Here is a 24,664-nt window from a genome sequence, read left to right as displayed (position 1 = left end):
AAAATGTTTAGTCGAACCTATATTTAGTCGAAAATCATCTATCGCTTGTTCGCTTTGGGCTCGAAGGCTACGCGGAACACATCCCCCAGGAAGTTAAACGACAGCACCGTCAGCAAAATAAACAGTCCCGGGAAAATCGCCATATACGGCGCTTCACTAATAAAGCCCTGTGCATCATTCAACATGCTGCCCCAAGAAGAGTTCGGTTGTTTAACACCCAGTCCGAGGAAGCTTAGTGACGATTCCATGAGAATCGCACTCGCGATGTTGATGGTTGCTGCGACAATAATGGTTGGAATAATGTTGGGAATAATGTGCTTCATGATGATCCGGCCAGGCTTTTGACCCGATACACGTGCATACAGTACGTATTCACGCTGCTTGACCGACATCGCCTCAGCCCTGACAATCCGGGCAATATTCATCCAGCTCAGTACCCCGATAATGACAATAATTGTGCCGATCCCCGGCTTCAGATATGCGTTCAGGATCAGCATCAGGAAGAAGGATGGAATCGACATGAGCACGTCAACAATACGCATCAACGTATTATCCACCCAGCCGCCAAAATAACCACTAACCGTACCTACCAGTGTTCCCACAATAACGGCAATAGCCATAGAGAGGAAACCTACGGCAAGAGACACCCGTCCTCCGTATAACGCCCGAGCCAAATAATCCCGTCCGTAATCGTCCGTACCAAACCAGTGATCTGCACTTGGCTGTTGAAGTCGCTCCATCACTACAATTTCATTCGGATCATGTGGAGACAGAAACGCAAACAGGGATGCGAGCACAAAGATGCCCAATATGATGACAGCCGCAAGGCCCAGTTTCTGCTGTCTTAACTGCGTCCGTAAATTACGCCAGCGCATTGAATTCATTTTTGTCTCACCCCGTTGTCTTGATTCGTGGATCTACCACGCCATATAAGATATCAGCTACCAGGTTTCCGACAACCAGCAGCACAGAGGACATCATCGTAATGCCCATGATAATCGGATAGTCCAAACCGTGAACGGCCGAAATCCCGAGAGATCCCATCCCCGGCCATGAGAAAACGGACTCCGTAATAAACGCTCCCGCAATCAGCTCCGGCAAAGACATACCGAGAATGGTGATTACAGGCAGCAGTACATTTTTGAGTACATGACGAAGCAGTACCGTTCCTTTAGTTGCGCCGTAAGCATACTGAATTTGAACATAGTCCTCTTCCAGCTGACTAATTGTATTCGAACGAATGTACCGCATGTACACGGATACGTTCATGAAGGTCAATACGGTACATGGCAAAATACCGTGTTTGATAATATCCCATGCGGAGTCCATACCAACCGTTCGCATACCCATGCTGGGCAACCAATGCAGCTCTACTGCAAAGAAATAAATCAGCATCATACCGAACCAGAAGCTAGGAATCGATATCCCGATATACGAGATTAAGCTGAGTCCACGGTCAAACAGGCTGTTTTGACGCGAACCCGCAATCATGCTCAGCGGAATAGAAATCAGCAAAGACAATAATAGCGATGCCCCCATCAATCCAAACGTAGCGGGCAATCGTTCAATAATCATTTCGGCAACCGGGCGATGGTTCACCAGTGAATAACCAAGGTCACCAGACAGTACATTTTTGAGCCATACGACATATTGCACGTACATCGGTTGATCAAGACCGAGGTTTTGCCGAATACGCTCCACATCTTCTGCCCCCATATTCGGGGTAACAAAGGAAAGCACCGGATCGCCCGGCGCCAGCTTGATCAAGGTGAACGATACGATGGAGATTACAAAAAGAAGAGGGATCGCTTGTGCGATCCTTCGGACAATATAGTTGTTCACATGGGCACCTCCGAATCAACGCCGGCCTCGCGGCCGGCGTTATTGGCTTGTTATATAGAATGAACGCATGTGGATTGAACCAAGGATTCACATCGGCCACTCCGATGGCAGAAAAATCTTCCGATCACTGTTATCCCCAGATTTCTTTGATTCCTTTATAAAAAGGGGAAATCTGGGGATAAAGGCGAACACTTCGTTTCTTCAGGTTATTTCTGTCCTCTACGTTCTTTGTGAATCTCAAAGGTTCAAACAATACGTTCATTCTATATGATTATTTTTTAAATAGTTTGGACAGATCTTCAAGCATCACGACTGGTTTCGGATTTGCATCTTCAACGCCGCCGTAAGTGTTGTCAATCGCCACTACAGCTTTCGTGTAGGCAATTGGGTATACCGTCATTTCATTTGCTACCGTTTGTTGGATTTGTTTGTACAAATCGCCACGTTTCGTTTCGTCAATTTGAACGGCTGCTTCATTCCACAGTTTATCGAAATCGGCATTTTTGTAATGGGAGTAGTTATATGCCGCATCACTCAGGAAGAGAGATTTATAAGCATCTGGCTCATACCCCATAATGTATCCACCAAAGGACAATTCAAAGTCTGTGTTGTTCATATCCAATGTGCGGTTACCGTAAGCTGTTCCATCCATCGGCAGCAATTCTACTTCAATGCCCACGTCTTTCAGTTTTTGCTGAATGTACAGCGCTTGGCTTGTTTGTGGTTTGTTGGTGTTTGTGTAAGCAAGACGCAATTTCAGGTTGCTTACGCCTGCATCAGCCAGCAATTGTTTTGCTTTTTCCACGTTGTAGTCGTATTTCTCAACATCGTCCGTTTGGTACAACGTGTCCGGTGTCAGAATCGACGGAGCCGGTTCAGCAAAGTCAGCTGAAGAATACGAAGCAGTGATCAGTTCATTTTTATCCAAAGCATAAGCGATGGCTTGACGAACTTCTTTCTTTTGCATCGAAGGCACGTTCAGGTTGAACACCATGTATTGCAAGCGACCTTCCGGGTAAGTCAGCATGTTGAATTTGCCTGTGTCGTTCAATTTGTTGTAATCCTGTGTGTCAACCATACGCATTTGAATCTCGCCGTTTTGCAAAGCCAGGTTCGCTGCATTTGGATCTTTCGCTACACGATACGTCACGCTATCCAGATGAGCTTTGCCTGCAAAGTAATCATCAAAACGTTCCAGTGTTACGTATTCGCCCGGACGGTATTCCTTGAACTTGAACGGACCGGAACCGATCGGGTTGTTGTTTTTGTCGCTTTTCTCAATATCGGCTTCGCCTTCAAAAATATGTTTAGGGATTGGAGAGAAAGAAACCAATGCTCCTTCAAAAGCAGCAGATACTTCCGGCAATTTGAATTCTACCGTCAGGTCATCGACCTTGGTTACTTTAACCGGTTTGCCATCAAAAACATACTGACTACGGGAAGAACTGTGCTGTTTCTCATCAAGGATACTATCCATCGTGAACACAATATCATCCGCTGTAAGAGGCTGGCCGTCATGCCATTTCAGGCCGTCTTTGAGCTTCAATGTATACGTCAGGTGATCATCAGAGAAGCTGTCGCTCTCTGCGAGCACATACGTTTTTTTGCCATCATTCACATTGAACAGTGGAGCATATAAAGATTGATCAATCGTCAACGTTACACGGTCACCCGCATAGATCGGATTCATCACTTTAGGATCATCCTGAACGGCAATGATGATGCTTCCGCCATCTTTCGGTTGGCTATCATCCGTTGTCGCTGTATTTTCTGCGGTATTAGACGAAGAACTTGTTCCGTCACCGCTGCTTCCGCATGCACTCATGATTGCCACAACCAGAACCAGCATCAATGACAGCCACATTTTTTTCGATTTCATTATGATATTTCCCCTCGCTGTAATTTAACGTTCTGTTAGATAGTATAGGCAAGGATTCGACAAATTGCAACGATTTTTTCCAACTTAACCTATCGGGTTTAAATGAAATAACATTATTGCCTAGCAATGCAAAAAACCTCCATATCACTTTTTATCGTGAAAGGGAGGTTTGAATAACAATTAATCTTCTGAAATTCAATAACAGGACGATGCTCGTACGATCTTACAACCCGGCCAACACCTGGTACCATACGCCTCGTTTGGAATACAGTGTACTGCGTACCTTGTCCCATCCGCCGAGGTAGTTAATATCGAACAGACCTTCAGGCGTTGGGAACGAGGACTTCGTCTCTGCAAACACCTCAGGATCTACCGAACGGAAACCGTGCTTGGCAAAAATGCGCTGTGCTTCCGGTGTTCGCAGATAGGCTACAAAAGCCTCCGCCAATTCACGATTGCCATGCTTATCCGCATATTTGTCCACAACAACCGCCGGATTCTCAATCAGGATTGTGTTTTTGGGAACCACGATATCATAATTGACACCCTTGGCAATCCGGGCAAGCAATTCATTTTCATACGTGACGATAACGTCACCCACGCCATATTCAAATGCCGCCATGGAGGATCGGCCACTCTTATCCAGTGACTCAACATTCTCATGTACTTTTTCCAGAAAAGCTTTAGCCACGGCAGGATCTTTCTTCCCTTGCTCCTCCTCTGATAACTTCAACCCTGCACCATAGATGGCATTAATGTCCCACTGTGCTCCGCCTGACGTCTTCGGATTAGGATAAAGCACCTTAACCCCCGGCTTGGTCAAATCTTCAAAATCGCGAATACCCAGCGGGTTGCCTGCTCTTGTACCCAGAACAACAATCGAGCGGGTGATCATGCCATCACTCGGTGCCTGTTTCCAGTTGGAGCTGACCAGATCAGCTTTGACCAGCTTGTCGATATCACTTTCCATCGCCAGAAGCGCAACATCAGCTTCGAATCCACCAACAATGGCTCTGGCTTGTGTCCCTGAGGCTTCATAGGATTCTTGAAAGTGAACCGTCTGTCCAGTCTTGGCTTTCCATTCCGCCTGGAACTTGGGCAATAACTCTCCGACGGCGTCTTTGGCTACACTGTAAGCACCGATAACCAATGTATTGGATTGGTCGTCTGTCGAAGTTCCGTTCTGTCCGCTCGCATCCTCCTGCTTGCTACATCCAACGGTCATGCAGACGAGCAGAAGCATGAGGACAACGTATAAAGGGTTGAATTTCTTCTTCATCGTCTGCATGGGCAGCACCTCTCTCCAAAATTCTAGAACAATTCTGAAACAAATAATCTTCTGATTAGATGATGACCGGCATTGGATCTTCCTTCAATCGGTTCTCAACAACCCAGCTATGGGTATCATTGAACAGATATGCCCGATGCACAAGCACCCGAATCTGTTGGCCGACTTGCAGCGTTGTTTTCTCCAGGGAACGATACGTAATGAGTTTATGGCCTTCAACTTCCACTTCCACCATCCATTCACTTCCGCGGAAATGAAGGTGTTTGACGGTACCCTTTTCAGTAGCAGACAACATGCTAAACTCGTTCTTCAAACCGATCTCGATATACTCAGGGCGGATCAACGCACGGGTGCGCTCCCCTTCCACCGCATGTTCGAAACCCTTGAGCTGTGAAGCATCCTCCACAACGGTGGATTCCCCGATAAATGTAGCAACAAAAGGTGTCTCTGGATTTTTGTAAATATCCCATGGCGTGCCCTTCTGCTCCAACCGCCCTTGGCTGATAATCATAATTTCGTCGGCAACTTCAATCGCTTCATCCTGGTCATGGGTTACAAAAATCGAAGTGATACCCACCCGCTCAATCAGTTCTCTCAGCCACGAACGCAATTCCTGACGGATCTTGGCATCAATGGCGGCAAACGGTTCATCCAGCAGCAGCAGCTGGGGCTCAGGGGCCAATGCTCTGGCAAAAGCGACACGCTGCCGCTGTCCACCAGACAACTGATGTGGATAACGCTGTTCGAAACCTTTCAGCCCTGTCAATTCCACCAGCTCCATGACCCGATCACGAATCTGTGCTTTTGGGGTCTTTTTGACCTTGAGTCCAAAGGCGATATTATCAAATACCGTCATATGTTTGAACAAAGCATAGTTCTGAAATACAAATCCGATTCCCCGCTCCTGCGGAGGCAGATGGTTTACGACCTTTCCGTGAAAACGAATTTCCCCGGAACCTGGATTCTCCAGACCCGCCAGCATACGCAGAATGGATGTTTTCCCACCTCCGCTGGGTCCCAGCAAACCGATTAGATGGCCTTTGGCAATATCGAACGAGACATCTTTTACCGCATGAAAATCACCGAAATGTTTGTTCAGATCACGGACTTCCACATGCATCTCAATGCACTTCCTTTCGCTTCTTGGCCCATTCCATCATAAGCAGCAGCCCGACAGAAAAGGTAACCAGTACCAGTGCCACACCATTTGCGGCAGCTACGTTAAAATTCTCTACATCCTGATATACAAGCGTTGTGGCCGTCTGCGTTTTGTTCATAATGTTACCGGATACAACCAGCACTGCACCGAATTCCCCAAGCGAACGGGCCACCGTCAACACAAGACCGTACACAACCGCCCAGCGGACGGAAGGCCAGGTTACACTCCAGAACGTTCTCCAGCCGTATGCACCCAGCGTTGACGCAGCCTCTTCCTGCTGAGATCCAAGCTCCTGCAAGACAGGCATGACCTCTCGGACCATCAGTGGAAACGTGACAAACAACGTTGCAATGACCATGCCCGGGAAGGCATAGACCACATTGAATCCAATTCCTTCAAAAAAAGCGCCCATAATGCTGTTGGGACCCAGCAGTAGTACAATCATCAATCCGCCAATGACGGGTGATACGGCATAGGGCAGATCCACAATGCTGTTCAGCAGCCCTTTCACCCGGTCACTCAGCCATCCGGCGCGAACCAGATAGATGGCCATCATAACGCCAAACAATGTATTTAACAGCGTGACAACAAGTACAACAAGTCCTGTCATCATCAAGGCATGAAGCGCCTCAGGGCGCAACAACCCATCCAGGAATCCTCCTGCCCCGTCTTCAAATGCACCAATAACAATACGTCCAAGCGGGATGATCAGCAGTACAATAAACACCGCAAACGTCAGTCCGATTAATAGTCGCCTCATCGTCTTCTCCCCCGCATCTGTACCAGATTAATGAGCCAGAGGATCAGGAAGGAGAGCGTTAAGAGCAGTACGGAAACGGCCGCGGCACCGGTTGGATTGTCACTTTCGATCTCTCCGTAAATAAATACGGAAGCCGTCAGTGTTCTTCCCGGAATATTGCCTGCCACCAGTACAACAGCCCCGAATTCGGCCAGTGCTCTGGAGAATGCGAGCATTCCCCCACTAATCATGCCCGGAGCCATGGACGGAAGAATGACCTGCCTGAATGTGCGCGCCTTCGATGCTCCCATCGTGTAGGATGCCTCTTCCTCCGAAGGATCGATCTCCTCGAGCAAAGGCTGCACTGCACGAATGACAAATGGAAACGTTACAAAGGTCATCGCGATCACAATCGCAGGCTGGTGAAACACAATTTCAAACCCCATGGATTCCGCCAGTTTGCCAATGGCACTGATCGGACCCAGGAGCAGCATAATCATCAGGCCACCAACGGCTGTTGGCAATGCAAAAGGAAGATCTACAAGACTGTTAAGGAATGACCTCCCAAAAAAGCGATAACGTGTCAGCACCCAGGCAATCATGGTTCCCAGAATGACATTAATCACCGTAGCTATAACAGCCAGCCGGATCGTTAACAGCACAGCTTTCCATGCGATTGGGTCCATAATGCTTTGGATAAAGTTGCTCCATCCTTCAGAGAAGGAATTGACGTACACACCGATGATTGGAAGTACAATGAGTACGATAAAATATAGCAATACGGTACTGCGGAATCCCCAAGTCCATCCCTTGTGACGAAGAACGGTATTCATTGCTGCATTCCCTCCCAGCCTCCGGTTCTATGTCCGGTCGGCAGTCTTCCTGTTTTGGTACAACCATTTTCCTAAGTTGGATTTTATTACTTTAATATTATTCCCATTAGTCTACTTGGTTTTTTGCTTATCTGATACTTTACCAGTTTGCAGTGCTAATCGTCAATGCTTTTATTGAATAAAATCGGCGTACATATGAGATGGATTCATATCTTATTACACTGCCTGCTACACGGCCAGAACAACCTTCCGATCGCTGTTATCCCCAGATTTCTTTGATCCCCTTTTATCTGAGTGGTTTGTTTGGTATGTAATGGTTAAGGTACAATCTAGAGGACATAATTTGGAGCAAAGGAGTGAAGTAGTATGTTATATACGAAGAATTTATCGACATCCCGACGGGATGAGATGAAGGATATTACGCGGGAGGTGGAGCAGGTTGTCCGTGACAGCGGTGTGCAGAATGGAACGGTATTGATATATTGTCCACATACGACAGCAGGCATTGCAATTAATGAAAATGCAGACCCCGATGTCAAACATGACGTGCTGCTTCGTCTGAACGAAGTGTATCCTTGGGAACATCCCGAATATCGGCATGCTGAGGGAAATACCGCTTCTCACTTAAAATCGATCACAACCGGACCATCACAAACGGTGATTATACATGAGGGCAGATTACTGCTTGGCAGATGGCAGGGCATCTACTTTTGCGAATTTGATGGTCCCCGTCAACGGGAATATTTCCTTAAAATCATGGAAGGTTAGCTCCATACCAACCCTTTTTCTATTGATTCGCCATGGATTAAAATAAAAAACAAACAGGCGGCCCACCCTATTTTAGGGATGTAACCCGCCTGTAATGATTTTCTTCGCGCAAAAACTTTCGCGAGACAACGTTATAAAGAATTAATGTTATGACAATTCACCGCCCTGAAGTGTAGGAGTGCGACAAAAGCGCCTTATTGGACGCCAGGCTGGTGTTGGAGATTACGGCAGAGTACTTTGACATGAGATAACGCAGCCGATTCAATCTCTGCAAAGGTTAAACGGTCCTGAATATAATACGATATGAATCCGTGCATGGACAAAAACAGCGTACGTGGTACACATTGAATATCCTCTTCTGTACAGCCCTCTTCATTCATGTATTGCCGAATAATGGAGGCGAACAATTCAAAGCATCTTCCTTGCTCCGTACGACAATACGATAACAATTCCTCATCACGAATCATGAACATAATCTCGTACTGATACGGATTCTCCAAACCAAAACGAATAAACTCCATCATGATATGTTCCACCTTGCTCACGCCGCCCATGACTGGCCTGACCATGGCTTGCAGCAGCAAATGCCCCAGATGATTGAAATCTTCAACCACGATGGCATAAAACAGCTCTGCCTTTTCCTTAAAATGATAATACAGCGACCCATGACTATAGCCCAGATGCTGGCCGATGCTTCGCATCGAAATGGCACGGTATCCTTTGGTAATAAAAAGATGCCTCGCCGCCTCCAGTATCCGCTCCCTCGACAACTCCTGTTCGACTGCTCTTCTAGCCATATATTTTATTCCCCTTCAATAAAATAAAGCCGCTGTCCCTCCGTGATCCGGGATTGCCCTTGCGTCAAATCTGTGATCCAGGCCACAAATGCCTCAGTTTCACTATCCGGCGGAAGACAAGTCAACGTAACCTTATCGGTGAACCCAGTTTCACCTGTACGGACTTCCCGGCTCCTTAATTCATTTTCCACTTTGCCCAGCCATGTATAATCCAGTTCAACAAACACTTCACGATGGAGCACTTTGGTAATCGCTTCCCCGGCTTCTATGGCTGCAACTGCTCCATCCGTATAAGCACGAATTAACCCACCTGCTCCAAGCATAATTCCCCCAAAGTAACGTGTAACAACGATAGCCACATTTTTCAATTGCTGATTTTTGATAACTTCAAGAATCGGTTTGCCAGCGGTTCCGCTTGGTTCGCCATCATCGGATTGCTTCTGGATCTCATCCCGCTCACCAATCATGTATGCGGAGCAGTTATGAGTAGCATTCCAATGCTTTTTCTTGATTTCATCAATAAAAGCGTTGGCTTCTTCTTCCGTCGTGACCGGCATAATATGACCGATAAATCGCGACTTTTTGATTACAATTTCCAGATTGCCCGGTCCTCGAACCGTGCGATAACGTTCAATCATCCCTATCCAACTTTCCACCAATTTGATCCATTTTACAAGAAAGCAGTTCCCCGCGCGCACGCGGACGAACTGCCTTGGTTTAACATCCGGGAAACCATTGCTTCACAATGACTCCCCGAATGTAATTACATTACCTTATTTAACTATATGAGCAGACCGATGAATTATTCGGAAAGTCTCGCTTCAAGCGCTGCTTTCTCTTCTTCAAAGCCTGGTTTGCCCAGCAAAGCGAACATATTTTTCTTGTAAGCTTCCACGCCTGGTTGGTCAAATGGATTGACTCCCAGCAGGTAACCACTAATGCCGCATGCTTTTTCAAAGAAGTATACCAGATATCCGAAAGAATATGGAGACATATCTGGAATGTTCACAATCAAGTTCGGTACTTGACCATCTGTGTGTGCAAGCAGTGTTCCTTGGAACGCTTTTTTGTTAACGAAGTCCATCGTTTTACCTTCAAGGAAATTCAGACCATCCAGATCATCCGGATCCGCTTCGATCGAAATATGTTCCGATACTTCAGCAACCTGAATCACTGTTTCAAAGATGTTCCGGCTACCCTCTTGAATGAATTGACCCATGGAGTGCAAGTCAGTCGAGAAATCAACGGATGCAGGATAAATCCCTTTATAGTCTTTACCTTCACTCTCTCCGTAAAGCTGTTTCCACCATTCCGATACAAAATGCAGGGATGGCTCGTAGTTCACGAGAATTTCTGTGCCTTTACCTTTGCGATACAGTGCGTTACGAACAGCTGCATATTGATATGCTTCGTTCTCAGCTACGTTCGGGTTGCTGTATTCTTTGGACGCGTCAGCCGCACCTTGCATCATTTCTTCGATGCTGATGCCAGCTGCTGCGATTGGCAGCAAACCGACAGCCGTCAGAACGGAGTAACGTCCACCTACATCATCCGGGATAATGAAGGATTCATAGCCTTCTTCATTCGCCAGTTTTTTCAGTGCGCCGCGCTCTTTATCTGTTGTTGCATAGATCCGTTTGCGAGCTTCTTCTTTACCGTATTTTTTCTCCAGTGCTGCACGGAAGATACGGAAAGCAATCGCTGGCTCCGTTGTTGTACCGGATTTGGAGATAACGTTAACGGAGAAGTCTTTGCCTTCAACCAGATCCAGCAAATGAGTTACATACGTGGAGCTGATGTTGTTTCCTGCAAAGTAGATTTCAGGCGTTTTGCGTTTGTCTTTAGGCAGATTGTTGTAGAAAGAGTGCGTAAGCATCTCGATCGCTGCACGCGCACCAAGATATGATCCACCGATACCGATAACGATCAGTACTTCAGAATCGCTTTGGATTTTAGCAGCCGCTTTTTGAATACGGGAGAACTCTTCTTTGTCATAAGCGGTAGGCAGGTCGATCCAGCCCAGATAATCCGATCCGGTTCCCGTTCCGTTGTGGAGCTGCTCGTGAGCCAAACGAATCGGTTCAGCGAAATAGTCCACTTCATGTTGATTGACGAATTGCAGGGCAGTGCTGTAGTCAAACTTCACTTTTTTTGCCATGATCGATAAAACCTCCTGATATCAGTAGCGTATTTTTTTCCGTTTTCCATTCTAAAACAACTTAGCCTAAGGATACTTCAAATCCACAGGACTGACAAGCTTGCAGCCCGAACTTTGTCGTTAGAGTTTAAGAAGCAAAAAGGGTTAACCGAATCCGCGAGTCGCGGTTCTGGTTACCCTTCTTGTATTATTCCGCCGGGTACGAACAGCAGTAGTCGGTAACGCTGCGTATCTCCAGTTTAAATTTGGATTCGGCAGGCACGTGGAACGTAGCTTGACCTTGAATCTCTTGCCAATCTTCTTCTCCGGGAAGTAATACTCTCAGATCGCCGGACAGAATCTCCATAATCTCACGGGAATCTGTACCGAACTCATAATTGCCTGGAAGCATAATGCCCAGAGTCACCTTGCTGCCATCCCCCAAAATAACTGTTCTGCTGGTTACCTGGCCCTCATAATAAATGTTGGCCTCTTTCACTACACTGACTTGATCAAACTGTGACATGCGTACCCGCTCCCCCTGAAGTTAATGAAAACAAAAGGCAAAACAGATCAGGGCGGTTGCCCGCCCATTCTCTGCCGGAATTCACTTGCTGCTGCGCAGGACTCGCAGTTGAGCTCATCCCATTCACAGCAGCACTTATGAAGCTATTACAGCAATGCTTTTACGCGACTAACCACGTTCTCCACAGTGAAGCCGTACTCTTGGATCACACGGTCGCCAGGCGCAGATGCACCGAATGTGTTGATTCCGAGAATGTCGCCTTGATCGCCGACATATTTTTCCCAACCCATTGGGTGAGCCATTTCAATCGCCAGACGAGCTTTAACATCCGGAAGCAGGACGGATTCTTTGTATGCTTTGTCCTGTTTCTCGAACAGATCCCAGCTCGGCATGCTGATTACACGAACTTGGATGCCTTGTTCAGCAAGTGCTGCTTGGGCTTTGACAGCCAGTTGCACTTCGGAACCTGTAGCGATGATTTGGGCAACAGCTTTGCCGTCTTTTGCATCAGAGACAACATACGCACCACGTTTCACGTTTTCACGTGAACCTTCAACAGTACCTTCCAGAATCGGCAAGTTTTGACGAGTGAGTACGAGTGCAACCGGATTGCTCTTGTTCTCAAGCGCGTAAGCCCATGCTGCAGAAGTTTCATTACCGTCAGCCGGACGAATAACTGTCAGGTTAGGAATGATGCGCAGGGATGCCAATTGCTCGATTGGTTCGTGAGTAGGACCGTCTTCACCAACAGCGATACTGTCGTGAGTCAGGACGTACGTTACAGGCAGACCCATCAGGGCAGCGAGACGAACAGCTGGACGCAGGTAGTCTGTAAATACGAAGAAGGTACCTCCGAATACTTTCACACCACTGTGCAGTGCCATACCGTTCATTGCTCCAGCCATACCGAATTCACGGATACCGAAGTAGATGTTGCGGCCGGAGTAATCTTCAGGTGTGAAGTTCTCCAGGTTGTTCAGGTGAGTCATTGTGGAGCTTTCCAAGTCAGCAGATCCACCTGTCAGTTGTGGCACGTTATGAGCCAAACCGTTCAGAGCATTACCGGATGCTACACGAGTGGATACAGCTTTGTCTGTTGCTGCATATTTAGGCAGATCACGATCCCAACCTTCTGGAAGGTCGCCATTGATTGCCGTTTCGAATTGAGCTGCCAGCTCAGGGAATGCTTTTTTGTACTCGGCAAATTTCTCGTCCCATGCTTTGTTTGCAGAGATACCACGATCTTTCACTTGTGCAAAGTGTTCGCGAACTTCAGTTGGAACGTGGAAATCTTCCTCGTAAACCCATTTGTAAAACTCTTTAGTCAATTTGGCTTCGTCTGCACCCAGTGGAGATCCGTGAGTACCGCCGTGGCCGCCTTTACCTTGTTTGTTCGGGCTACCGTAACCAATTACAGTTTTAACTTCAATCAGTGTAGGACGAAGCGTATCTGCTTGACCTTCCTCGATTGCTTTTTGGATTGCAGGCAGATCGTTACCATCTTCAACGCGCAGCACTTGCCAGCCGTAAGCTTCAAAACGCTTCGCAATGCTTTCAGAAGAAGACAGGTTCAATTTACCATCCAACGTGATGTCATTGGAGTCGAACAACATGATCAATTTGCCCAGGTGCAAACGTCCAGCCAGGGAAGCTGATTCATGGGATACGCCTTCCATCAAGTCACCGTCACCACAGATTGCGTAAGTGTAGTGGTCGATTACGTTGAATTTGTCTTTATTGTATGTTGCGCCCAGTTGAGCTTCAGCCATAGCCATACCTACAGCCATTGCAATACCTTGGCCCAGTGGTCCAGTTGTTGCGTCAACACCTGCAGTATGTCCAAATTCCGGGTGACCCGGCGTTTTGCTTCCCCATTGGCGGAACTGTTTCAATTCTTCCATAGGCAGGTCATACCCGCTCAGGTGAAGCAAGCTGTACAGCAACATGGAGCCATGTCCTGCGGACAGGACAAAACGGTCCCGGTTAACCCAAGTTGGGTGGTCCGGGTTATGTGTCATCGTTTTTGCAAAAAGTTGGTACCCCATTGGAGCGGAGCCCATAGGCATTCCCGGGTGTCCGGAGTTTGCCTTCTCGATTGCATCAATCGCCAGTGTACGTACGGTAGTGATTGACAGATTGTCGATGGTGTTATTCTCTTCCTTTTGAATCGCTTCGTTCTTGTCAGTCATGGTTTGTCCTCCTCATGTCTTTAGATAAGTCGGGTTGCGCAAGCGAATCCCTCTCATCATACAAGCAAACCGAATTTCACAATAAGTGAATCCGCTTGAGTGTTTCATTTTGACTTATTCACTTTTGTATTGTAACACTTGGCGTGAAGGTTTTCCATAACCTTCTTTTAGAAGATCGGGAAAATTCGGCTGTTTATGACGAGGGATTTGTTTCCAGTTGCGCAAAAAGAGTGTCATACTGAGCATTTCAGCATATCTTCTAGCTCAGCCAGCATCGCAAATCCATCGGATGAAGTATATCCTTTAAGCGGAAAACCATACTCTTTTTAGATATTGAAGTTGATTTTGCATATAATGGTCCTTGATCATGATTGGAAAAATCGAACTTTTATGCACATCAGGCTGTACTTCATATGGAAAGGAGGGTTCGCATATGCCGGAACATTTGGCTAAGTCAACAAAGTCGCTAAAGCACATATTTCCCTGGAAGGCCGGGGTTTTAACAGGTCTTACATCCGGACTGGTGCTCGGGTTCTTTTTAAAGGCTATTCAGACCTACACTAGTGAAAAAGTCTATACCTTGCTGCTGAACATTGATTTTGTTCCATGGCTTCCGCCAAAATTACCTGAATACATCGAATTTGTCCTGCATCTTATCGTTTCCATAATCATTGGCATCTTCTACATATGGTGGATTCAGCGTTCAGGTCATCCAATATCCAAAGGCATCCTGATTGGAGTTCTATCTTCCCTGCTATATATACCGCTCTCCCAGCTTTCGAGTCGTGTGCCTGATCTATATGATATAAAAGCGATTCTTTACTGGTTGGCAGGGCATCTGTTATTTGGCGTGGTCCTTGGCTGGTGCGGTCATCTACGGAAGCACAACCAAAAAGGCGATCCCCCGTTCAGACATGAATAGGGAACCGCCTTTTCTTTTTTTCGGAATAGAACTGAACTGCATCTTTCCGAATCAACCTTGCGCAGTATTAAAGCATTAGCTTAAAATACAACGGTTTTATTTTCATGAACCAGTACACGGTCTTCAACATGCCATTTGACCGCACGAGCAAGAACTACACGCTCAATGGTACGTCCAATGCGTTTCAACTCGGTTACATCATCCCCGTGGCTTACACGCTGAACGTCCTGCTCAATGATCGGTCCGCCATCCAGCTCTTCCGTAACATAGTGAGCCGTCGCACCGATAATTTTGACACCTCGGTTGTACGCTTGGGCATACGGTTTACCGCCGACAAAGGCAGGCAGAAATGAGTGATGAATGTTAATTATGCGATTGCGGTAATGCTCAATGAACATCGGGGAAATGATTTGCATGTAACGCGCAAGAATAATTACATCGATATCATTGCCAATGACGTCCAACTGACGTTGTTCCGCTTCCTTCTTCGTATCTGCTGTAACCGGAATATGGTGATAAGGAATGCCAAATGATTCTACATAATCCTTCATATCCAGATGATTGCTCACGACAAGCGCGATGTCTGCATCCAGATCGCCAGCCTGCCATTGCCACAACAGCTCAACCAGACAGTGATCCTCCTTGGATACAAAGATGGCAAGTTTCTTCTTGCGGCTAACCGCAGAAAGGCTCCAATCCATTTTGAAACGGCTTGCCACTTCTTCAAAATCAGCTTCCAGCTTGGGCAGGTTCACCGATAATTGTGGAAGATCGAACTCAATCCGCATAAAAAACATGCCGCCAGCCGGGTCCATTGTGTATTGGTCCGACTGTACAATGTTTGCACCATGCTGGTGCAAGAAATGGGATACTGCGGCAACAATTCCCGGTCCATCCGGACAGGAAATAAGCATCCGCGCCCGATCGGCGCGGTTTTTAACATCAGGTCGTACTTGTTTAGCGTGAATCTCCATCGGGTTAATTTTCCTCCTTCAACTAGGCCGTGACAAAAATTTCTTTGCCTGCAAGCCAGGCGATCAAACGTTGATTCAGTTGTTCTTCATTCAAGTGCGGGAACAATGCGGCTTCAGCCACGAGGTCATACAGACGTTCCAACGGCTCACGTGGATCGGCTTTTTTCGCTTTGGCATCATTCTTGAGCAATGTCCAGATATCCAGAACATATGAACGGGACTCGATCTCTTTTCCTTTGAAGAAATGATGCAGTTGTTCCACTTCTGTCAGAAATTCGGGACCAAATCGACCAGCAACATCCCCGCGTAGCAATGCAATCTCTGCTTCATACATAGGACGCTGAGTTTTGGCTTCTTTACCAATCCAAGGCGTTTCCAAAATAAACGGACGCCCTTGAAGAGCCTCGTGATGCACGACACGGTTAATGGCTTCAAAACCAATCCAGCCGGAGCCAATCGGTGTATGACGGTCCTTGTGCGCACCCACAGGGTTCTTACTATCATTAATATGCATTACGGCAATGCGGTCAAGCCCTACCGTACGATCAAATTGTTCAAGAACACCGTCCAGGTCGTTCACGATATCATAACCCGCATCGTGAATGTGACATGTATCCATACATACAGTAAGGCGTTCATTGTGTGTAACCTTCTCCATGATCTGAGCAATTTCTTCGAAGCTGCGGCCCATTTCAGTTCCTTTGCCGGCCATCGTTTCCAGAGCGATATTCACATCCGTCTCTTTCACTCCGTCCAGCACTTCATTCAAGCCTTCAGCAATACGTCCGATGCCGTAGTGAGCATCCTTGTCCGTAAATGCGCCGGGATGCAGCACGATATTTTTGACACCAATCGCATGTGTACGACGGATCTCTTCCTGAAGGAAACTTACGGCCAGTTCATACGTGTTTTCTTTGTATGATCCGAGGTTAATAATGTATGGCGCATGGACAACGATATCTTCCATTCCGCTCTCTTGCATCGCAAGCTTGCCTTCCTCAATAAACATGGACTCAATAGGCTTGCGGCGGGTATTTTGCGGTGCACCCGTATATATCATAAACGAACTGGAACCGTACGAGGACGCTTCCTTCGTTGCACTCAATAATCCCTTGTCCGAAAAGGACACATGGGAGCCGATTTTAAGCATCATTAATCCCCCTTTTTCTGAATTATCCCTTATTCTAACGCGATTATCGAAATAAATCTAGAAATGCGCTATAATTCGGGATATAGGCTATTTTTTACAGCTGTAATTTGGAACATGGGTGGGCGGAATCCGTCTTTCCGTGAAAATCAATAATCCGAGGTGACTCCGCAATGATTTTCGACTCCTACGCTTTGACGTTGACCGTTAGTTCCCCCAGCAATTGGTTTATGAACACGATCGCATTTTGGACCGTTCTTTTGCTTGGAAGTATGTGTGTTGGCGGATTTTTTATGATGCGCAAGTTTTTGAAAGTGCTTCCGAAGGCAGACGGGAAATCCAAACTCGATTGGCAGAACCACTGGGTTGAAACCAGCCGTCATTTATGGACAGATGAAGCAAAAGCTTTTCTCGACCAGCTTGTAGAGCCCGTTCCAGGCCCATTTCGAGATATCGCCAAACATTCCATCGCAGCAGAAATCGGTAAAATTGCGTACGAAAATAATGCACCTGAAGTATCCAGAGATCATTGCATTAAAGGATACATTATAGCCACACCGAAGCGGGATAATAAGTTTCTGGTGAAATTTCTGGAGAAGAACCAAATTGACTATTCGCCTTATAAACATTTGATGAATAAATAGATCAATGAATTCAGCCGAACATGTATCAGGCTTACATATGTGCAAACATGCTCCGTCAGGTAAGTCATCCCCAGCAAGGCAGTGCTTACCGCCCGGGGCTGTTTGTCGATCTAGCAATACATGTCAGTACAGTCAAAATAACAAGGGGGTCGCCAAGATGAAGATTGCGATTTGTGGAGGTACCGGTTTTGTCGGAGGAGCGCTCGTTGATTACTGGCTTCAGGCAGGCCATCATGTGAAAGTTATTACACGCAAACTGCCGAATTTACATAATCCCAGCCAAAACCTTACTTATATCTCATGGGAACAGGTAGAGGAACAGCCTCATTTGCTGGAAGGAATGGATGCCCTGGTGAATCTCGCCGGGGAAACGTTGAATCAACGTTGGACAACCAAGGCGAAACTGGAGATCGTTGAATCCAGAGTGACTACTGTAGCGCGCGTAGCCAAATTGGTGAATTCACTGGAGCACAAGCCGGAGGTGGTCGTACAGGCATCTGCCATGGCAATCTATGGCACCTCTCCCACAGAAACATTTGATGAGAACAGTCCACAAAAATCGATGAATTTTCCATCCGGCGTCTCTGAGCAATGGGAAGTTGCTGCTGATGCCATCAAACATGTGAGACTCGTGAAAATCCGCGTCAGCCTCGTGCTTGGTCATAAAAAAGGGGCATTTCCATTAATGAAACTGCCTTACATGCTTGGTGTTGGGGGCAGGGTGGGAAGCGGCAAACAGTGGACCAGTTGGATTCATATTATGGATATTGTGCGTTTGATTGATTTCACGATCCACAATAAAGAAATCTCCGGTCCGGTGAACGCCTCTTCGCCTAACCCCGTTACCAACGATGAATTCGGACGAACGGTAGGCAAAGTGTATCATCGTCCGCACTGGTTCCCTGTACCCGCAATTCTGATCAAAACACTGGTTGGAGAACTCTCTGTCGTGCTGCTGCAAGGGCAGCGGGTTATCCCGCAAAAAGCGTTGGATCACGGATTCCAGTTCACCTTCCCTACATTAACCGAAGCACTTGAAGATCTTAAACACCGGGGTCTATCCGACTGATCGATAGGTATAAACAGACTCAGCCAACGTAAAGGTATCTCCATCTTCAAGTGGATATTCTTTGTACGGAGCAAGAACATTGCCCTTGAGAATGGTTCCATTCACAGAACCCAAATCCTTGATAACATAGCCCGATTTGTTCCGGCTCAATTCCACATGAGCACGGGACACGCCGGTTGCTGAATCTACCCACTGGACCATGTCCGCCGATCGACCAATAACAAACGATGCTCCACGGACATCCATCCGTTCATGTTTGTCTCCGCTTGCTGATCTGCGTTCAAGATAAAAGGAAGGTACAACTGGACTTGCACCTGTTATGCCTTTGCCCGCTACACTCTGCAAGTTTACAGTTGCATCAGCCGCCGCATGATGACGGACGAGTTCCGATGTTGCAGCTATGGCTTCAACAGTATGCTGAATGAAAGGTTCATCGGATGTTTCAGATGGTGTATGTAGATTTTGAAAGCGAGAATTTCCTGCTACAGATGACCTGGATTCAAAAAATTTCCCCCGTTCTGATTGAGCACTCTGCATATCACCAGAGCTCTGTTGACTCGTGTAATCTTGTGCATACATGTTATCTTCGGGTGACATTTCAGATGCATTCCAACGCCAGCTCTCCTGAGACATCTCTTCTTCTCTTTCTTTCTGCTTATCTTTGCCTCTACCCAAGCCAAAAAAAGCAGATCGCTTATTGGATAAACCCTCCTGTAATTCGTCATCTGTATATTCTTCATTCGGCATATTTTTACGTAGCAGATTGGATTTGGAATTCCCGAAGTTCCCTTTGGTCAACCATGCCCAACCCGCGATCCCAAGCAACCCAGCACTTAATGCTGCGGATAGAATCATTTGTGTTTGCCCTGGTTGTTCCATATAGATGAATCTCCATACCAACGCCGTGGCAATCATACAGCCCAGAAGGATGTAGGTCGTTTTGGAGGATGCCTGCTTCTCGTCCTTTTCCATATCATCACCCTGTAATGAATCAAACGCTTGGGGCTGTGACGGATTCGTCGTAACACCTTTTGCATGTAATGAGGACTCTATGGCTGCACGTCTGCCGGAAAATCCTGAAAAGGTTTTGTTAAGTGGTTTTTCATCCTCCGTTGTAGATATCCTCGGTTGATGATTTGATTTCAACTGCTGCCCAGCTTCACCATTTCGATCCAAGTGACGATACTGATCTTGCCCATTTCTATTGGAAAATAGATCATTTCCCTGCTCTGGAACTGCAGAAAGTGGCCTTCCAAAATGATGATCAGTTGTACCGGATGACCCACGTGAAGACATAAACGATGCCTGTCCTGAACCACTCTGCTCATCTGCATATAAATTAAGCAAAACTTCACGCAGTTGTCTGATATCCCATTGTTCACTGTCACATAGTTGGAGGACACGCTGAATCCCTTCGCCTTGAAGTTCCTGAACATGGGCCATCAGCCTAATAACCAGTTCGCGGAATTGCTGAGGCGTCGGATCACTCTCAATTGCATCAACAATCGGGATGTATACCAAACCAAGTTCTCCCAGTTCAAGTGAACCATTAATAAATATGTACTCTTCCTGAATCTGTAATTTGCGTGAATCCAACATATATTGTCTACATTCCGTAAACGTGTCTGCCAGCTGAAACAATAGTCCATATAACACACGCAGCTTGATTTTTCCTGACTTCAACATCTGAGGTAACATCTTATATCCTGAAATATCATATTGTAACGTTACATTTCGGTCTACCTCTCGAATATGAATTGGAAGAAGTCGAGGAATTTGATTGGAAGACAACATGCCCATCTGCACACGGCTCAGTTCGTCCATTCGCAACCCTTCCACTTTCTCCAAAACCATAAACGACCCGCCGTTTCGAATGAAATCTCTCGTTAATCCATACATGCCAATCCTCTCTTTCCATTGCTTAATTAAGTCATGTAGATATAGGCGCTAATGAATCCCGGCAATACGGCCAGCATAAAAGGAAACTTCAATGTCTTTTCATGATGAACCAGTTTGAGCGAACCGAGCATGAAGAAACCGGCAAGATTCCCTGCCATGCCGCGAATGCGCTTTGCAGAATCCCTGCGGAACAAGAGAATAATTAATCCAATTGCCCCTGCATACAAAACGGAGTAAATAATAACGTGAACGCCAAAGGCCAGTCCTGTCCAAACTCCAATTCCTCCAAACAATTTAACATCTCCCGCACCCACTGCCCCAATCAGATACATTAGAAATAACACACCGAACCCCATCACGAATCCGGCTGCAGAGAACAGAAACCCCTCCCATCCTCCCCAAATAATATGGGCCAGCACTCCCGCGACAGTTACTGGCAAAGTCAAACGATTTGGGATTTTCATTGAACAAACATCTGTAACAAAAGCCGCAATCACATATAGACCACAGGCCCAGTAAAACCACTCCACCTCCATCATCTCCCTCCTTATTTTCTGGAAGCCACATTAAACTCAGTCACCGTCTTGGCACCCTCCGCTGTCTCTACAACAAATGTCCATGTGCCTTCTGTAGTACGTGTACCGACAAACCAGTTCCACTCAATCACACCATTTTCGTCGGCAGTTGCCCATCCGATATGTTTGGCTGAACTTTCACCGGACTTGTAAAATATCGTAAGATTCGCTGTAGCCCCAGGCTCCACTTTGACCTTAATGGTCGCGTTGTTGCCTATGTATGCTGGCTCCGGCTTGGATAACACGGTTGCTGCTCCAGCTGAATCCGCGTCTCCTCCACTACTATTGGAGCCTTCTCCGGTATCTCCAATCCACACCCGTTCTGCCGCAGCAGCTTGAATACGTAAAGACTTCCCTAAAAAGGGGACTTTAACAGGCAATTCATAGCTCAATTCAAGCCGAAAGTAAGGATTCGTTTTATTTTTGAGATCAGGTATGGAAATACCATTAACATGCACACGCTCTACATCCAGTAGAGAAGTATTAATAAAAGGCTTGAGCAGCGGCTTAACGGTCGGATCAAGCACCGTCTCAAGAACGGATGTCTTGATTTCCTGTAACGGTTGTTCACCTCTGGCAGCAGCTGCACGAACCCAATCACTGAGTGGCTCCGGCAGTGAAGAGGCATACTCTTCGGCCCATTCCGTCAGTGACAGCTCCGGTATTTTCCATCCCCCCTCTGAGCTTCCACTACCCGCGGAATCAGAGGGTGTGAACACAAGGGATACGGGATATATTTGGGTGGATAACTGCTTTACCGCCTCACCTGCCGTGCTCTGCAACGCTGTTGATACCAACGTCATCTGCACGATGTAAATCAGGAACATGACAAAGAACAGGAATACAGGCAAAACCAGCGAGGCTTCCAAAACGATGCTGCCTATTTCCTTTTCTGATGAATCCGTCTTTCTTGGAGAACATTCTTTTTTTGGAAAACGCACCTTGGGAATAGAATGTATCTGCTCAGTCAGAGACTTCAATCTTTCCAATCTACGCACTCGTGTAAGTTGATTCTGTAAACGTGCCAATTTTTTTTCCTGCTGATGCTGCTTATCCATAATCCCTCCACGAAACAACCCGGATTATTCAATAGGAATAATCGGCCTTCCGATCTATGAAAAATCGCCCATCTTCTACCTGGTCTGCACTACCCATGACAGCACCTATACTTCTTGTGACTCCAGGTAAAAACCACAATTTGATACTACTGCGCATGTTTCCTGAAGCGTATGTCTGCTTCTCATCCGGATTCACTCCGGTATTCAATCGGATCAAAGCCAACATTCTGGACATTTTGCGTTCATTGTTGCTATGCATTAATAGGAACAAACGGAGATGGTCCCTGTATGTAAGCTTGACTTTGATATATTTGGACAATTCCACACTGCCGTCTTTAGCCAATTTCACCATATCTGCTATAGCGTTTGTAATTCCGTATAAAATCGCAGCAGATAATACAAGTAGTGGATTCCCCAGCTTGCTATTTTCAATTAATCCTTCTGCAGTTCGAATCGCCAGACGCATACCAAAGATCTCCGCATATGCAGCCGCCATATTCCCCGAAGGATTATGAAAACCATAGATAATATACTCCAGTTCCTGATTTTCCAGTTTAAACACTTCACCAGCATCTCCACTACCTTCAGTCCAGCTCAGCAGCTGTCCAAAATCCATCGAGTTGAAATATGCCAGTGCATACTCATTCTGAAACAATTCATCGCCAAGACTATCCAGCAAATTGGACATCCCGCCGAACAAACTGTCCATTCCGTTCATGGCATCACCACCAGAGTCATACGGATCGCCAGCAATCTTTGCCTTCTGGGCTTCCTCACGGCTCGCTTGGTTAAAAGCGATGTTGGCGTTGTAGTACTCCTCCAGTTGTTTAAAGGCGTCCATGGAGCCGGAGCTTCCCTTTTCGATTTGTGATAATATGCGTTTAACTTCCTTCAACTTCCCTTTGGATTCCTTATCATTCGCTTTGCGCTGGGCATCGGAGCCACGACCGCTCTCCAACAGCTGTTTGCTTTGAAGAATGACATTGGAGGGACCACTTCTTACATAAGTGTCCATGTATTGTTCCGTGACCTGACTAGCCTGTCTAACCGCTGGTTTAATGGAAACACCACTCATTACCGTAACCGAACGAAGCTGCATATTAAGCTCCATACTGTCATTTCTGACATTGGTAAAATCCGAATTTTGTGAGCGTACACGTGCATTTAACTGATCGAATAATGTGTCAGCTCTTACAAGTTCAGAAGCAAGGGAGCGTGTACTTTTGGCTTCACTTCCCGATCCGGTAGACGGAGGACTCGTCCCAGGCAGTGTTGAGTTGCCTACTTTTTCATAACTGGCATTCTGTGAACGGTTCTCCCCCTCAGCGATTACACGCTTCATTTCCTCATTGATCTGGCGAGCTTCTTCAATCTTGGCCTGGGCTTCCTCCAATTTTGTCTGGTGAGCCTGCAATGCTGGTTGTATGATCATGCTTATGCCTGTCGCCACATTCCCCACACCTGTCCGATAACGAGCCAGCTCTAGCATGTACTGTTGCTGGTTGAATGGCAGTCCTTCATCCATTTGTTTCTTGTTTAGATAATCCGCATAACGCGCTGCTACTTCAGCAGCTGTCTCTGGCGTCTCTCTTAACATCTCATCGTAAATGGCAGAGGAAGGCGGATTCATGATCAGTGCGGGCAGACCCTTCAGCTTATCGGCAGATTCCGTCTGATTGGCTATTGCTTCGTCCAGCAATTCCTCACGTTTGTCATACAGTTTCTGCAATTTCTTGAGCAGATCAACAGTATGAGCAGCTTCTTTCATCTCTTCTGACATCGGCTTAAAACGATTGACCACTTCCAGGGTAAAATCAACCGGCGCACGATATTTCATATCCTCCTGAATCTGGCGATTAAAAATATCGTATCTGCCCAGTTCACGCTCCATGCTTAGTGAAGTCGTATCCCATTGGATATCCAGAATGGGAAAACCATCTTTCACAGCCGAGGGCTTCACACTATCATTCAGCACTTTGGCCATAATGGCCTCACCACTGCTGTCACCGTATCCAAATAGACCATACTCCCGCAAGGAAGTATCATAGGCTGACATCACAGATCTCATCGCTGCATGCGTCATTCGTTCTGCCTGTACTTTGAAAGCTGCAATACGTGCATAATCAATGAAAATGGAAACAAACATAAACATTCCAGCCAAAATCAAGATCAAGAACACGGTTACGGCTCCTGATTCACCGTCTTTTTTTCTGAACAGT

At 46.6% G+C, this 24,664-nt stretch carries 22 protein-coding genes; 4 read left to right on the top strand and 18 right to left on the bottom strand.

The genetic code is table 11. The features are described from left to right. Positions 1-38 precede the first annotated feature (38 nt). The 7 genes from MKY42_RS07530 to cysT all read right to left on the bottom strand — a co-directional run bounded on the left by MKY42_RS07530 (position 39) and on the right by cysT (position 7,740). On the bottom strand, positions 39-884 hold the full coding sequence (locus tag MKY42_RS07530) for an ABC transporter permease (protein ID WP_090894485.1): 846 nt from the start codon (positions 882-884) through the stop codon (positions 39-41). 7 nt (positions 885-891) lie between these two features. Beyond that, complete coding sequence (locus tag MKY42_RS07525; protein WP_062326882.1) at positions 892-1,842, bottom strand: ABC transporter permease; 951 nt, start codon at positions 1,840-1,842, stop codon at positions 892-894. Between the two features lie 271 nt (positions 1,843-2,113). Next, entirely contained in the window at positions 2,114-3,721 is a 1,608-nt protein-coding gene (locus MKY42_RS07520) for an ABC transporter substrate-binding protein (protein ID WP_179265498.1), read from the bottom strand. A gap of 223 nt (positions 3,722-3,944) precedes the next feature. After that, positions 3,945-5,009, bottom strand: a complete 1,065-nt coding sequence (locus MKY42_RS07515) for a sulfate ABC transporter substrate-binding protein (RefSeq protein ID WP_179265499.1) — start codon at positions 5,007-5,009, stop codon at positions 3,945-3,947. Positions 5,010-5,064: 55 nt separating this feature from the next. Then, positions 5,065-6,129 carry an ABC transporter ATP-binding protein gene (locus MKY42_RS07510; protein WP_024629354.1) on the bottom strand — a complete coding sequence of 355 codons (1,065 nt, stop codon included), beginning with the start codon at positions 6,127-6,129 and terminating at the stop codon, positions 5,065-5,067. 1 nt (position 6,130) lies between these two features. Beyond that, positions 6,131-6,928, bottom strand: a complete 798-nt coding sequence (locus MKY42_RS07505) for a sulfate ABC transporter permease subunit (RefSeq protein ID WP_339850121.1) — start codon at positions 6,926-6,928, stop codon at positions 6,131-6,133. Beyond that, complete coding sequence (gene cysT, locus MKY42_RS07500) at positions 6,925-7,740, bottom strand: sulfate ABC transporter permease subunit CysT (protein WP_063564398.1); 816 nt, start codon at positions 7,738-7,740, stop codon at positions 6,925-6,927. Before cysT ends, MKY42_RS07505 begins: the two co-directional genes overlap by 4 nt. Before the next feature lie 366 nt (positions 7,741-8,106). Between cysT and MKY42_RS07495 the strand changes: the two genes are divergently transcribed. After that, complete coding sequence (locus MKY42_RS07495; RefSeq protein ID WP_179265500.1) at positions 8,107-8,508, top strand: secondary thiamine-phosphate synthase enzyme YjbQ; 402 nt, start codon at positions 8,107-8,109, stop codon at positions 8,506-8,508. A 194-nt stretch (positions 8,509-8,702) separates the two neighbouring features. On the opposite strand, the gene MKY42_RS07490 is transcribed toward MKY42_RS07495, so the two are convergent. The 5 genes from MKY42_RS07490 to tkt form a co-directional block, all read right to left on the bottom strand. Further along, the gene (locus MKY42_RS07490) at positions 8,703-9,305 is read right to left on the bottom strand and encodes a TetR/AcrR family transcriptional regulator (RefSeq protein ID WP_063564400.1); all 603 of its coding nucleotides are present in this window, start codon (positions 9,303-9,305) and stop codon (positions 8,703-8,705) included. 5 nt (positions 9,306-9,310) lie between these two features. Continuing rightward, entirely contained in the window at positions 9,311-9,943 is a 633-nt protein-coding gene (locus tag MKY42_RS07485) for a YigZ family protein (protein ID WP_072734274.1), read from the bottom strand. 164 nt (positions 9,944-10,107) lie between these two features. Continuing rightward, a complete protein-coding gene (locus MKY42_RS07480) occupies positions 10,108-11,463 on the bottom strand; it encodes a glucose-6-phosphate isomerase (RefSeq protein WP_076291734.1) in 1,356 nt (451 codons plus the stop codon). Between the two features lie 187 nt (positions 11,464-11,650). Continuing rightward, entirely contained in the window at positions 11,651-11,968 is a 318-nt protein-coding gene (locus MKY42_RS07475; RefSeq protein ID WP_111621343.1) for a pyrimidine/purine nucleoside phosphorylase, read from the bottom strand. Between the two features lie 146 nt (positions 11,969-12,114). Then, positions 12,115-14,157 carry a transketolase gene (gene tkt / locus MKY42_RS07470; RefSeq protein WP_090894472.1) on the bottom strand — a complete coding sequence of 681 codons (2,043 nt, stop codon included), beginning with the start codon at positions 14,155-14,157 and terminating at the stop codon, positions 12,115-12,117. 433 nt (positions 14,158-14,590) lie between these two features. On the opposite strand from tkt, the gene MKY42_RS07465 reads away from it, so the two are divergent. Then, the gene (locus MKY42_RS07465; protein ID WP_339850111.1) at positions 14,591-15,079 is read left to right on the top strand and encodes a hypothetical protein; all 489 of its coding nucleotides are present in this window, start codon (positions 14,591-14,593) and stop codon (positions 15,077-15,079) included. 80 nt (positions 15,080-15,159) lie between these two features. Here MKY42_RS07465 and purU read toward each other — a convergent pair whose 3' ends face one another. Further along, the gene (gene purU, locus MKY42_RS07460) at positions 15,160-16,053 is read right to left on the bottom strand and encodes a formyltetrahydrofolate deformylase (protein WP_179265501.1); all 894 of its coding nucleotides are present in this window, start codon (positions 16,051-16,053) and stop codon (positions 15,160-15,162) included. A 22-nt stretch (positions 16,054-16,075) separates the two neighbouring features. Beyond that, positions 16,076-17,203 carry a deoxyribonuclease IV gene (locus MKY42_RS07455; RefSeq protein ID WP_111621346.1) on the bottom strand — a complete coding sequence of 376 codons (1,128 nt, stop codon included), beginning with the start codon at positions 17,201-17,203 and terminating at the stop codon, positions 16,076-16,078. Between the two features lie 170 nt (positions 17,204-17,373). Between MKY42_RS07455 and MKY42_RS07450 the strand changes: the two genes are divergently transcribed. Both MKY42_RS07450 and MKY42_RS07445 read left to right on the top strand, forming a co-directional pair. After that, positions 17,374-17,844: a DUF2621 domain-containing protein gene (locus tag MKY42_RS07450; RefSeq protein ID WP_179265502.1), complete on the top strand. Its 471-nt coding sequence runs from the start codon at positions 17,374-17,376 to the stop codon at positions 17,842-17,844. A 157-nt stretch (positions 17,845-18,001) separates the two neighbouring features. Continuing rightward, a complete protein-coding gene (locus tag MKY42_RS07445) occupies positions 18,002-18,913 on the top strand; it encodes a TIGR01777 family oxidoreductase (protein WP_339850108.1) in 912 nt (303 codons plus the stop codon). On the opposite strand, the gene MKY42_RS07440 is transcribed toward MKY42_RS07445, so the two are convergent. The 4 genes from MKY42_RS07440 to MKY42_RS07425 are packed head-to-tail and all read right to left on the bottom strand — an operon-like array spanning position 18,902 to position 24,597. Then, positions 18,902-20,812: a DUF6382 domain-containing protein gene (locus MKY42_RS07440; protein ID WP_339850105.1), complete on the bottom strand. Its 1,911-nt coding sequence runs from the start codon at positions 20,810-20,812 to the stop codon at positions 18,902-18,904. The two genes, MKY42_RS07445 and MKY42_RS07440, sit on opposite strands and share 12 nt — an antisense overlap. A gap of 26 nt (positions 20,813-20,838) precedes the next feature. After that, positions 20,839-21,348 carry a prepilin peptidase gene (locus MKY42_RS07435; protein ID WP_090894457.1) on the bottom strand — a complete coding sequence of 170 codons (510 nt, stop codon included), beginning with the start codon at positions 21,346-21,348 and terminating at the stop codon, positions 20,839-20,841. A gap of 11 nt (positions 21,349-21,359) precedes the next feature. Next, the gene (locus MKY42_RS07430; RefSeq protein ID WP_339850103.1) at positions 21,360-22,445 is read right to left on the bottom strand and encodes a pilus assembly protein; all 1,086 of its coding nucleotides are present in this window, start codon (positions 22,443-22,445) and stop codon (positions 21,360-21,362) included. Between the two features lie 28 nt (positions 22,446-22,473). Further along, positions 22,474-24,597 carry a hypothetical protein gene (locus tag MKY42_RS07425; RefSeq protein WP_339850101.1) on the bottom strand — a complete coding sequence of 708 codons (2,124 nt, stop codon included), beginning with the start codon at positions 24,595-24,597 and terminating at the stop codon, positions 22,474-22,476. Between the last annotated feature and the right edge of the window lie 67 nt (positions 24,598-24,664).

Source organism: Paenibacillus sp. FSL W7-1088, from assembly GCF_037969855.1.
GTDB lineage: Bacteria > Bacillota > Bacilli > Paenibacillales > Paenibacillaceae > Paenibacillus.
The sequence above is the reverse complement of the archived record's forward strand: the minus strand, read 5'-3'. Positions and strand labels throughout refer to the sequence as shown.

What these genes read in the sequence shown, in the direction of transcription:
- MKY42_RS07530 (WP_090894485.1), bottom strand. Translation starts at nt 884, where the DNA reads ATGAATTCAATGCGCTGGCGTAATTTACGGACGCAGTTAAGACAGCAG.
- MKY42_RS07520 (WP_179265498.1), bottom strand. Translation starts at nt 3,721, where the DNA reads ATGAAATCGAAAAAAATGTGGCTGTCATTGATGCTGGTTCTGGTTGTG.
- MKY42_RS07515 (WP_179265499.1), bottom strand. Translation starts at nt 5,009, where the DNA reads ATGCAGACGATGAAGAAGAAATTCAACCCTTTATACGTTGTCCTCATG.
- MKY42_RS07510 (WP_024629354.1), bottom strand. Translation starts at nt 6,129, where the DNA reads ATGCATGTGGAAGTCCGTGATCTGAACAAACATTTCGGTGATTTTCAT.
- MKY42_RS07505 (WP_339850121.1), bottom strand. Translation starts at nt 6,928, where the DNA reads ATGAGGCGACTATTAATCGGACTGACGTTTGCGGTGTTTATTGTACTG.
- cysT (WP_063564398.1), bottom strand. Translation starts at nt 7,740, where the DNA reads ATGAATACCGTTCTTCGTCACAAGGGATGGACTTGGGGATTCCGCAGT.
- MKY42_RS07495 (WP_179265500.1), top strand. Translation starts at nt 8,107, where the DNA reads ATGTTATATACGAAGAATTTATCGACATCCCGACGGGATGAGATGAAG.
- MKY42_RS07490 (WP_063564400.1), bottom strand. Translation starts at nt 9,305, where the DNA reads ATGGCTAGAAGAGCAGTCGAACAGGAGTTGTCGAGGGAGCGGATACTG.
- MKY42_RS07485 (WP_072734274.1), bottom strand. Translation starts at nt 9,943, where the DNA reads ATGATTGAACGTTATCGCACGGTTCGAGGACCGGGCAATCTGGAAATT.
- MKY42_RS07480 (WP_076291734.1), bottom strand. Translation starts at nt 11,463, where the DNA reads ATGGCAAAAAAAGTGAAGTTTGACTACAGCACTGCCCTGCAATTCGTC.
- MKY42_RS07475 (WP_111621343.1), bottom strand. Translation starts at nt 11,968, where the DNA reads ATGTCACAGTTTGATCAAGTCAGTGTAGTGAAAGAGGCCAACATTTAT.
- tkt (WP_090894472.1), bottom strand. Translation starts at nt 14,157, where the DNA reads ATGACTGACAAGAACGAAGCGATTCAAAAGGAAGAGAATAACACCATC.
- MKY42_RS07465 (WP_339850111.1), top strand. Translation starts at nt 14,591, where the DNA reads ATGCCGGAACATTTGGCTAAGTCAACAAAGTCGCTAAAGCACATATTT.
- purU (WP_179265501.1), bottom strand. Translation starts at nt 16,053, where the DNA reads ATGGAGATTCACGCTAAACAAGTACGACCTGATGTTAAAAACCGCGCC.
- MKY42_RS07455 (WP_111621346.1), bottom strand. Translation starts at nt 17,203, where the DNA reads ATGCTTAAAATCGGCTCCCATGTGTCCTTTTCGGACAAGGGATTATTG.
- MKY42_RS07450 (WP_179265502.1), top strand. Translation starts at nt 17,374, where the DNA reads ATGATTTTCGACTCCTACGCTTTGACGTTGACCGTTAGTTCCCCCAGC.
- MKY42_RS07445 (WP_339850108.1), top strand. Translation starts at nt 18,002, where the DNA reads ATGAAGATTGCGATTTGTGGAGGTACCGGTTTTGTCGGAGGAGCGCTC.
- MKY42_RS07440 (WP_339850105.1), bottom strand. Translation starts at nt 20,812, where the DNA reads ATGTATGGATTAACGAGAGATTTCATTCGAAACGGCGGGTCGTTTATG.
- MKY42_RS07435 (WP_090894457.1), bottom strand. Translation starts at nt 21,348, where the DNA reads ATGGAGGTGGAGTGGTTTTACTGGGCCTGTGGTCTATATGTGATTGCG.
- MKY42_RS07430 (WP_339850103.1), bottom strand. Translation starts at nt 22,445, where the DNA reads ATGGATAAGCAGCATCAGCAGGAAAAAAAATTGGCACGTTTACAGAAT.
- MKY42_RS07425 (WP_339850101.1), bottom strand. Translation starts at nt 24,597, where the DNA reads ATGTTTATGTTTGTTTCCATTTTCATTGATTATGCACGTATTGCAGCT.